Source organism: Nocardioides maradonensis (genome assembly GCF_054777115.1).
Map to the genome: position 1 here is coordinate 1 of NZ_BAAHAZ010000033.1, position 8,373 is coordinate 8,373.

Annotated in this window: 7 protein-coding genes and 1 pseudogene; 3 read left to right on the top strand and 5 right to left on the bottom strand. The window is 64.3% G+C overall.

Annotated elements, in window-relative coordinates; genetic code table 11:
- Positions 1 to 644: 644 nt before the first annotated feature.
- Genes ACYVAQ_RS23135 through ACYVAQ_RS23145 form a run of 3 tightly spaced genes read right to left on the bottom strand, consistent with a single transcriptional unit; the run spans position 645 to position 4,257 of the window.
- A complete protein-coding gene (locus tag ACYVAQ_RS23135) occupies positions 645 to 1,856 on the bottom strand; it encodes an MFS transporter (protein WP_460792969.1) in 1,212 nt (403 codons plus the stop codon).
- Positions 1,853 to 3,238: a radical SAM protein gene (locus ACYVAQ_RS23140; protein WP_460792970.1), complete on the bottom strand. Its 1,386-nt coding sequence runs from the start codon at positions 3,236 to 3,238 to the stop codon at positions 1,853 to 1,855. Before ACYVAQ_RS23140 ends, ACYVAQ_RS23135 begins: the two co-directional genes overlap by 4 nt.
- On the bottom strand, positions 3,235 to 4,257 hold the full coding sequence (locus ACYVAQ_RS23145; RefSeq protein ID WP_460792971.1) for a glutathione S-transferase family protein: 1,023 nt from the start codon (positions 4,255 to 4,257) through the stop codon (positions 3,235 to 3,237). Before ACYVAQ_RS23145 ends, ACYVAQ_RS23140 begins: the two co-directional genes overlap by 4 nt.
- Before the next feature lie 390 nt (positions 4,258 to 4,647).
- On the opposite strand from ACYVAQ_RS23145, the gene ACYVAQ_RS23150 reads away from it, so the two are divergent.
- Both ACYVAQ_RS23150 and ACYVAQ_RS23155 read left to right on the top strand, forming a co-directional pair.
- Positions 4,648 to 4,842, top strand: coding sequence for a hypothetical protein (locus ACYVAQ_RS23150; protein ID WP_460792972.1), 195 nt, complete (start codon positions 4,648 to 4,650; stop codon positions 4,840 to 4,842).
- Positions 4,839 to 5,111, top strand: a complete 273-nt coding sequence (locus ACYVAQ_RS23155; protein ID WP_460792974.1) for a hypothetical protein — start codon at positions 4,839 to 4,841, stop codon at positions 5,109 to 5,111. Before ACYVAQ_RS23150 ends, ACYVAQ_RS23155 begins: the two co-directional genes overlap by 4 nt.
- Before the next feature lie 454 nt (positions 5,112 to 5,565).
- Here the strand turns inward: ACYVAQ_RS23155 and istB are convergent, their stop codons facing one another.
- Positions 5,566 to 6,369 carry an IS21-like element helper ATPase IstB gene (gene istB / locus ACYVAQ_RS23160; RefSeq protein WP_460792975.1) on the bottom strand — a complete coding sequence of 268 codons (804 nt, stop codon included), beginning with the start codon at positions 6,367 to 6,369 and terminating at the stop codon, positions 5,566 to 5,568.
- Positions 6,369 to 7,613: pseudogene (gene istA / locus ACYVAQ_RS23165) on the bottom strand (IS21 family transposase). Before istA ends, istB begins: the two are co-directional and overlap by 1 nt.
- Before the next feature lie 186 nt (positions 7,614 to 7,799).
- On the opposite strand from istA, the gene ACYVAQ_RS23170 reads away from it, so the two are divergent.
- Entirely contained in the window at positions 7,800 to 8,306 is a 507-nt protein-coding gene (locus ACYVAQ_RS23170; protein ID WP_460792976.1) for a DUF4238 domain-containing protein, read from the top strand.
- Positions 8,307 to 8,373: the final 67 nt, after the last annotated feature.

The window sequence follows — 8,373 nt, forward strand, 5'->3', positions numbered from 1 at the left end:
GATTTCGCCGTTCACACCGAAGATCCCGCCGATGGCCGCCTACTTCACGCAGCCCCGCCGCTGGACCTCAAACCCCACCACCACAGGGGACTCTCCTCTGCATCTTCTCCGCCTCACGCAGCTTCGCCACGATCTGCTCAGTCGTGAACCTCTTCGCAGAGCCATCACCCGCCCTCCACAAGGACTCTCGAAGTAGCGAGTCCTCACACGAGAGATGGACCGAAGAACCGGGGCAGGACATCCGGTATCTAGGTCACTTCACTTGGTCGATGATCGTGCCGCCGAACTCGTGTTGGAGAAGACCAGCAACTGACAACAACGTGCAAGTGCTTTGGCGTCGTGAACGATCACGGTCCCGAACTTCTGGCGCTTCCCTGGGGAGTGCCGCCCGATGCGAGGTGGGGGCGACGAGTCGTGACGCTCCATATCACGCCGGTCAGAGTTCGTCCGCGGAGCTCGCTCGGCTGCGCGGGTCGACGCTGGGGCTTACTGTGGTCGTCCGACATCATGCGACGTCGGCGGTAGTTGCGACGCTTCGAGTCTCGATCGCCGACGGGACGCTCCGCGTGCATTCTCATGACTCCGCCGTTCGCCGCCATCACCGGCCATCACTACAGACGGGCACCCGAACAATGACGCCCACTTCATCTCGACATGGGCTCCCGCTCACGATCAGGCGTCATCGCCTGCCGCCACATCGGGATCAGCCGTATCCCAATGAGCGAGCCTCCCAACGAGAAGAGGGCCATGGACACCAACGCGGCCGGAACACCCCAGGCGTTGATCGCGATCCCACAGATGAGCGACCCGAGTGCGGTACCGCCCACGAAGGAACTGATGACCAGCGCCACCGACTGAGATCTGAGGTTTGGCGGCGAGACACGATCGACGACATCGAACTCGATCGCAGCCAAGGGCGCTTCAAAGAGTCCGACGACGAGCATGGCCGGATAGACCAGCGGGCCTTGATTCACGAACGCGGGAACGAACAGAGCCAGACTCGAGAGGTGGAGCGCCCACACATAGCGTCGCGCCAAGTCGCTTCTGAATGGCACCCGCTCGTACACCAGGCCACCAACGATCGAGCCGACTCCGGTCAGGGCGAAGTAGAGGCCGGAACGGCCCGAATTGCCGTGCTGTGCTGCGATCTGCGGCAGCGCGACGAAGTAGGCGCCGACCGCGGTCGTGCCGATCAGACGTCTCAGTATCAGGGATCGAAACGGCCGGTAAGCCAGCGGGGCGAAGTCGAAGGCCCTTCCTGACAACTGCATCCCACCGGTGCAACTCCGCGCGATCTTGGTTGCCGCGAGCGCGGAAGCTCCAGCGGCAGACATACCCCCCGCCACCACGAGCGCAGTTGAGGAAGTCGCGAACGTCGTGAGCACTGTGAACAGCAGCGGACCGCCAATCGTGAAGACTTCCGCAGCGATCGCCTCGATGGAGAACGCGGTCTTCCTGAGGGGTTCGGAAGGGAAAGTGCGCGCCCACATCGACCGCATCGTCACCGTTATCGGCGGCACCGAGGCGCCGGCGACGAAGGCGACCGGCAACGCCCAGATCCGCCCTGGATCGGCAGCGACAACACTGAGTGAGATCAACTGTGCGGCGCTGCACAACAGGAGCGGTGGGCGCGCCCCGTGGTTGTCCACCCAACGTCCGACGATGGGACCGCCCAGCATCGTGCCGACGGCGTAGCAGGACAGCAGGAGGCCTGCAGCGGCTGAGTCGGCGCCGGATGTGGCTGACGCGGACACGAGAGCCAGATTGATTAGGAAGAACGGCAACCGGCCCAGGGTGCTGGCGCCGACGGCGAAGCCAACACCCTGCGCCGCGAGTACCCGCCCGATGCGGCTCACGGCGTTCTCGGCCGTACCTTCGGCATGGGCAGCGACACGTTGTTTGTAATGAAAGAACCGAGGTGGCACCCGCCCCGGCACGCTTCCAGCACGGTGCACGAAGTGCAGCCGGGGCGTGGGCGGGTGGCCTCGTGAACAGCCGCCGTCATCGTGGGCCACGTGTCTGCGATCGAACTGTGCGCGAGGTCGCCCCAATACATGTTGGAGTGAGGGCAGTTCCGGATCCGTCCGTCGTAGCTGACACTCCCCCAGACGAGGCCCGACTCGCAGTGGCCGGACATCTGCGAGACCCGTAACGCGAGCGTCGGGTCGGCCTTGGAGATCGGCAGGTCGTCGCTGGAGGTGCACATTTTCTGAGCGCACGGCCAATCCACGGCCAGGCCCGGACACTCGGATCGAACGAGATCGTCAATCGCTTCCATCAGCGGGAACATGAGCGCCATCGGCACGCCGTACTCCGCGTCGTTCTTTCCGGTTGGAACGTAGCGCATCACGCTGAATTCCCTGACGCCGCGAGCGTAGACGTCGCGAATGACATCGAGGACTTCCTCAACGTTATGAGAAACGAGCGTCATCTCGGCAACGACTGCGATTCCGGCCGCTAGGAAATGCTCCATCGCCGCAGTGGAACGTTCGTACGCCAGTCGATGGCCAGCCAGATCGACCTGGGTCGCTGCTGATCCGTGGAGAGAAACCAGGGCACATCGCACATTTGAATCCGCCATTTCTTGAGCTCGTTCGGGGGTCACAAAATGTCCATTGGTGAACACGGACTGATAGAGACCGAGCTCGCCGCCGTACCGGAAAATCTCCATAGCGTCCGGGTGGAGGAGCGTCTCACCGCCGCTGTAGCGGACGACGAACGCTCCGCGTGCCGCACACTCGTCGAGGATCTTCTTCGCAGCGGCGAGAGGAAGATGCTTCGAGTCGAGTTCGCGTACGAACTTCCGAATGTCGTGATCCGTCATCGCCGGATCGATCTTCCACACGTTGTAGCAAAATCCACAGCTCCAATTGCAGACAGACGTCAGTTCGAGCTCCATCCGCAACGGGAATTCGAGGAGCGAGTCGAAACGCTTGTCGATCTCGATCCGTGACCGGGTCCCGTCCTCGCCGTAGGTCGGTTCGGTGTCCAGGATCTGTCGAATCAGGGTGTCGACGTCAGCCATTACGCGATCGATCGACACGTCGAAGCGAGCAGCGATTGCCCTCGCGGTTTCTATTGGCCCACGCCCCGCATAGAGCTCGGCGAGGATCGCCTCAGCCGTCCCGTTGCGTGCGCGCACAAACATGCCGGTGCGGGGCTCGAATAGCAGTCCCAGGTCGGGACGCCACTTGAAACGCCTCAACAGCTCACTTGCGTCGGCGTGGACGAGCGTCATGAGGCGACCGCCGCTCGAGGGTCAAGTTCCCTCATGATTCGGTCGACATCACCGCGGACCGTCGCTGCGTCGACCGCATAGTCTGCCGCCATCCGCTGCGCGATCGCGTCGAAGTCGAGACCCGCGCGGGCATGCTCGACAATTGTCCGCATCGAGTCGTTCTTGACGACGTATCCGATGTTGCGCCGCCAGTCGTGGAGCAGGCGAAGGTCGGGGTTGTATCGGTAATGGCCGATGATCCATGGCGCTGTTCCCACGGGGTGGGCGAGAATCTCTTCGTATGGCTTGCGTGCCTCGTGCAGGTGCTGGGCGATGCTCGGCCGAGCTAGCAGCCGAGTGGCGTAAGCAGCAACCACGTCGTTTGTGAACGTGTAGTTCCAGCCGGTGAGCTCCTGCATGAAGGTTGACATCATGATGTCAGCCAGGCTGAAGTCACCGAAGAGCCACTCGCGCTCGGACTGGTTCGACAGCAGCCGTCCCACAGTCCTCTCGATCAGGACGGCGCAATCGGTGGCTTCTCGCGGCATCGTCGAGGGCGTGTCGTCCCACAGCGAAAGCCCGTAGGACGCGGTCTCGACGATGGGCTGAAAGTCGACGTAGGCGTTGCCGGAGAATGACCGGATCTGCGCGCGGGCGCGAATGTCGCGGCCCAGGAGGGCCGTCCCGCTTGCCGGCGCAGTCTCCTCAAGCAGTTCGACGATGGCCAAGATGTCACTTGCCACGGCTCCTGACTGTTCGTGGACAAGGACCGGAACGCGTGGCATGACATCAACGATCGTTCCGGCAACACGGCCCGTCGGATCTTGGCGAGTCAGATCGTCGGTCAGGCAGTAGCAACCAGCTCGGCACCAGTCACCGGTCCAGTCACCAACATCGAGGACGCCGTCGTCACGAATGTGGTCAGGCCAGTCCATGTCGATCGGGACTTCGCGAAACGGCACGGCCTTCTCACGGATCGCGATGTTCGCCCTCATGGACCAGCCAGAAAAGTGGCGATTGCCTAGAAAGATGGTGTACATGCTCCAACTCCGTTGTCATCGGTCTAACAAGAACGGGTCCGGAGCCGAGAACCGGCTCCGGACCCTTCGGTGATCAGCCGCACTGCTTGTTGGCGATCTCCTTCATCTCGATCTCAGGCGCTACGTAGTCCTCGCGCTCCGGAGTGGTCTCCATGTCGTACCTCCCTCCTCCTGTGTGGGCCCCCAACGAGCCTTGGCTCCTGCAGGCTAAGGAAGGAGACACGTTCAGACAAGCACCTCTGACACTTTTGGACATGTCGAGCGGAAGATGCGAGCGCTCGAGCGAGTGGCCATGTCGACGCAGGGAGGCACCTGGTCCGCCTGTGCGCTAAGGCCAACTGCACCCACGACGCCAAGGGTTCGACCGATGACAGCGAAGGAAGCAGAGCGTTGAGGCGGACCAACGGCGTCGAAGCAGCGGGAGACGTCAAGAAGTACATCGGCATGGCGCTCAAGATGTCCTCCAAGACCGGCTTCACCCAGCGCGCTGAGAACATCGTCCATTTCGGCAGGACCGGGTGGCTGTGCGGCGTGTTCGGTCCACTCAGCAACAGGCCGGTAGCTCTCGTTGCCCGCCAACGGTGAGCGCCGCCATCGCCTCAACGCGCGCGACCACCATGGTCGTGCTTGCGGCACTCTGTGTCTTCGGCGTCGTCGGGGTGAGTGGCTGCCGCAGCCGGACACCGGCGGGCGCGACCCTGCAGCCAGGCGACCACCGGTCGTACAACCTGGTGTTCGGGCTGACCAGCCCTGCGGGGTCGACCGATTCTCTCGGCGCGCTCGTCGTCCGGTACGTCGACGACAGCGGCCACACCGGCACCTGGACCTCGAAGATCAGATCAGCTACCGTCTAGCGCCCGCCTGCTCCTGACGATCCTCAGCGAGTACGCGAACGTCTCCTGGCCTGCGCGCACCGCAAGAACCGCGCCGCTCTTGCGGCGATCAGCCAACGCATGCTTGCTGATGTCGCGAAACTGACGCATTGCGCCAGCGGATGCGTAGAGCGGGCCCACGGCCGCGAGGCGGGAGCCAAGGTCAGCGGGCACCGCCGGCAGGCTCGCTCGGAGACGCCCACGAGGGCGCAGCTCCGGGAGCGGGCCGCCGGACGCAGCAAGGGACTCCACCCGATCCTTGAGGCATCAGCCTCAGATCGTCGATCACCTCCCGCACGTGTCGGATGCAGCCACGCGCCCAGCGGCGAGAGGGTGCGACAGGTCCGATGGCTACATGCGGCGTCAACGGTGTCGGCAACGTTCCAAAGTGAGGCCGATCCGACGCTCGAAAACGAGGCCACCGGTTCGTAGTTGCTCAGTCTGCCGTGTCTTGGGTTCTGATGCTGGGCAGGGTGTCGATGCCGCGGTTGCGTAGCCGGTAGCTGGCGCCCTTCAGGGTCAGGACGTCGGCGTGGTGGACGACGCGGTCGATCATCGCTGCCGCGACGGCCTGGTCACCGAACACGCCGCCCCAGCCGCTGAACGGCAGGTTCGACGTGAGGATCAGCGAGGCGTGCTCGTAGCGGCTCGACACGAGCTGGAAGAACAGGTTCGCGGCGTCTTGCTCGAAGGGCAGGTAGCCGACCTCATCGACGATGATCAGTCCGTAGCGCCGCAACCGTGCCAGCTCCTGGGGTAGCCGTCCGGCGCGGTGGGCGTCGGTGAGCCGGGTGACCCACTCGGTCGCGGTCGCGAACAGCACGCGGTGGCCGTGGTTCGCTGCGGCGATCCCCAGCCCGGTGGCCAGATGGGTCTTCCCTGTGCCGGGCGGGCCGAGCAGCACAACGTTGCGGGCTTCGGTGAGGAACCCACCCGACGCCAACGACGCGATCGGTTGGCGGACGACGGGTTGGGCATCCCAGTCGAACTCCTCGATCGTCTTCCTGGCCGCGAATCCGGCAGCCCGGATCCGCAGCTGCGCACCCGACGCATTGCGGGCGGCGACCTCACGGTCCAGGACCGCGGCGAGGTACTCCTCGTGGGTCCAGCCGGCATCACGAGCATGGTCGGCCAACCGGGCGGCGGCTTCGGTGATCCGTGGCGCCTTCAACGCTGACGCCAGATAGGTCAGCTGCTTGAGCGTCTCGGTCGTGTCGCTCTTCGTCTTCGCCGATGCCATCACGCCACCTCCTCACCGGTAGCGGGCGTGTCGGTGAGTCCGCCGTCGATGAGGCCGAACGCGCGGTCGTAGTCGGCCAGATCCCTGACCAGGCCGTCGTGTGGATCGTCAGCCAGTCGGGGCAGTTGGAACTGCTCGCGCAACGTCTTCGCCGCCGCGACGTGGGCGGGGTCGGTGATCGTCTGGCCGCGTGCCCAGACCCGATCGTGTACCGCGACGAGGCGTCCTTCGTGACGAATCTCGACACGGTCAAGGTCGGCGGTGACGTCGACGAACCGGCCGATCACCGCCGGGTCGACGGAGTAGTCGTTGCTGTCGACGCGGACGTAGTAGTCACGTCCCAGCCGGATCCGGTTGGCCCAACCCACCGCCGGTGCGACCGGTGGCAGTGGCAGCATCGCCGCACGGTCGGCTTCGATCAGATCGACGGGGCGGGCCTTGATCGTGCGGACCACCCGGGCGTTTGCGATATCGAGCCAGTCGCCGAACTGGGTGTTGAAGTCCGCTGGCGAAGTGAAGTCGCGGCCGGGCATGAAGGAGGTCTCGAAGTAGCCGTTACGGCGTTCGACCAGACCCTTCGATTCCGGGTCGTACGGCTTCAAGCGATGCAGGGTGGTGGCCAGGGTGCCGGTGAACGCGCCGACGCCGTCGGCGTGCCGTTTGCCACGGCCGATGCCGGACTCGTTGTCCCAGATCAACCGCCGCGGCACCCGGCCCAGGAGCTGCAGCAGCATCCACATGCCCAGCAGCAGATCAGCGGTGTGGCGGGTCGGGATCATCCGCCCGAGGATGAAGCGGGAGTGCGCGGCGGTGATCACCATGACCGGCAGCAGTGACCGTGTGCCGTCCTCGAGCGGGATCTTCTTCGGTGGGAACCACAGGTCGCACTGCGCCGCGTCACCGGGAAGTCAGATCAACCGGTCCGCGGGGTCGACCGGTCGGTGGTCAGGGCGCAGCCGGCGGACGTTGTCGCGGAACCAGGTGATCGAGCCGGTCCAGCCGACCCGCTCGGCGATCACCGTGGCCGGCATGTCCGGCGTCTTCGACAACAACTGTCGAACCGCCGGCTCGAACGGCGTGAACGACGTCGGCCCCGATGGCCGCTCGTACTTCGGTGGCCGGTCAGAGGCCAACGCCCGTTCGACCGTCGACCTGCCGATGCCCAGGTCCCGTGCGACCTGACGCTGCGGAACACCATCCGCGACCAGCCGCCGGATCAGAGCCCAATCCTCCACAGAGATCACCCATCCAATCTGTCTGGGTGGCCTCGTTTTCGACCGTCGCTATGGCCTCGTTTTCAAGCGTCGTCGACAAACGGTCCCCGTGTCATGTGATCACCGCCTCAAGGCTTTGGCGGCGCCGGGCCATCTGTCGATCCGACCTCCACGAGCCACACATCGACCGGCGAGGGTCGCGCTTACTGTTTACGCGTGTCGTCTGAGACCGAACTCTCCCAAGACCACTTTGTGTCGCGCGGTTACCAGCAAAACTTCGCGTCTCCCGACAAGCGTGTAGCAGTCATCAGCGCCACCTCTGGACGGGTCCTCGACTCGGCTCGGCCGATCAAGTCGAACTTCCGCGAGCGCGGCTTCACAACGTTCCTACAGGCCGGAGTGCCGAACGATCTCCTCGAAAGGGCATTCGTCTCGGTCGAACGGCGTGTCCTCAACGAGATCCGGACCATCGGAGTCGATCGCTCTGGTCCCCGACAGAAGGCGGACGTGGCCAATCTGTTTGCAGTTCACCTGGTGAGGAGCCCAGCCTTCAAGGACTTCCATCGCCACATCGGCGAGCGATTTCGGGAGGTCGATGTCCCGGCGTTCGTCAACGACCCTGAATACGCTCGGCGCTTCGAAGCATCCAAAGGTAGGGCTCCCAGCGACGGTGAACTCTTAGACTTGGCCCGTGGGACTGCTGCACGGATAGGTGACATCTGAGCTGTGGTGCCAAGAGGTGCCGCTGGAAGGATGTCTGCTGTGCCGAGGCCGTACCCCAAGGAGTTCC

Coding starts and splice junctions, on each gene's coding strand:
- ACYVAQ_RS23145 (WP_460792971.1), bottom strand. CDS start 4,257: ATGTACACCATCTTTCTAGGCAATCGCCACTTTTCTGGCTGGTCCATG.
- istB (WP_460792975.1), bottom strand. CDS start 6,369: ATGGCATCGGCGAAGACGAAGAGCGACACGACCGAGACGCTCAAGCAG.
- ACYVAQ_RS23140 (WP_460792970.1), bottom strand. CDS start 3,238: ATGACGCTCGTCCACGCCGACGCAAGTGAGCTGTTGAGGCGTTTCAAG.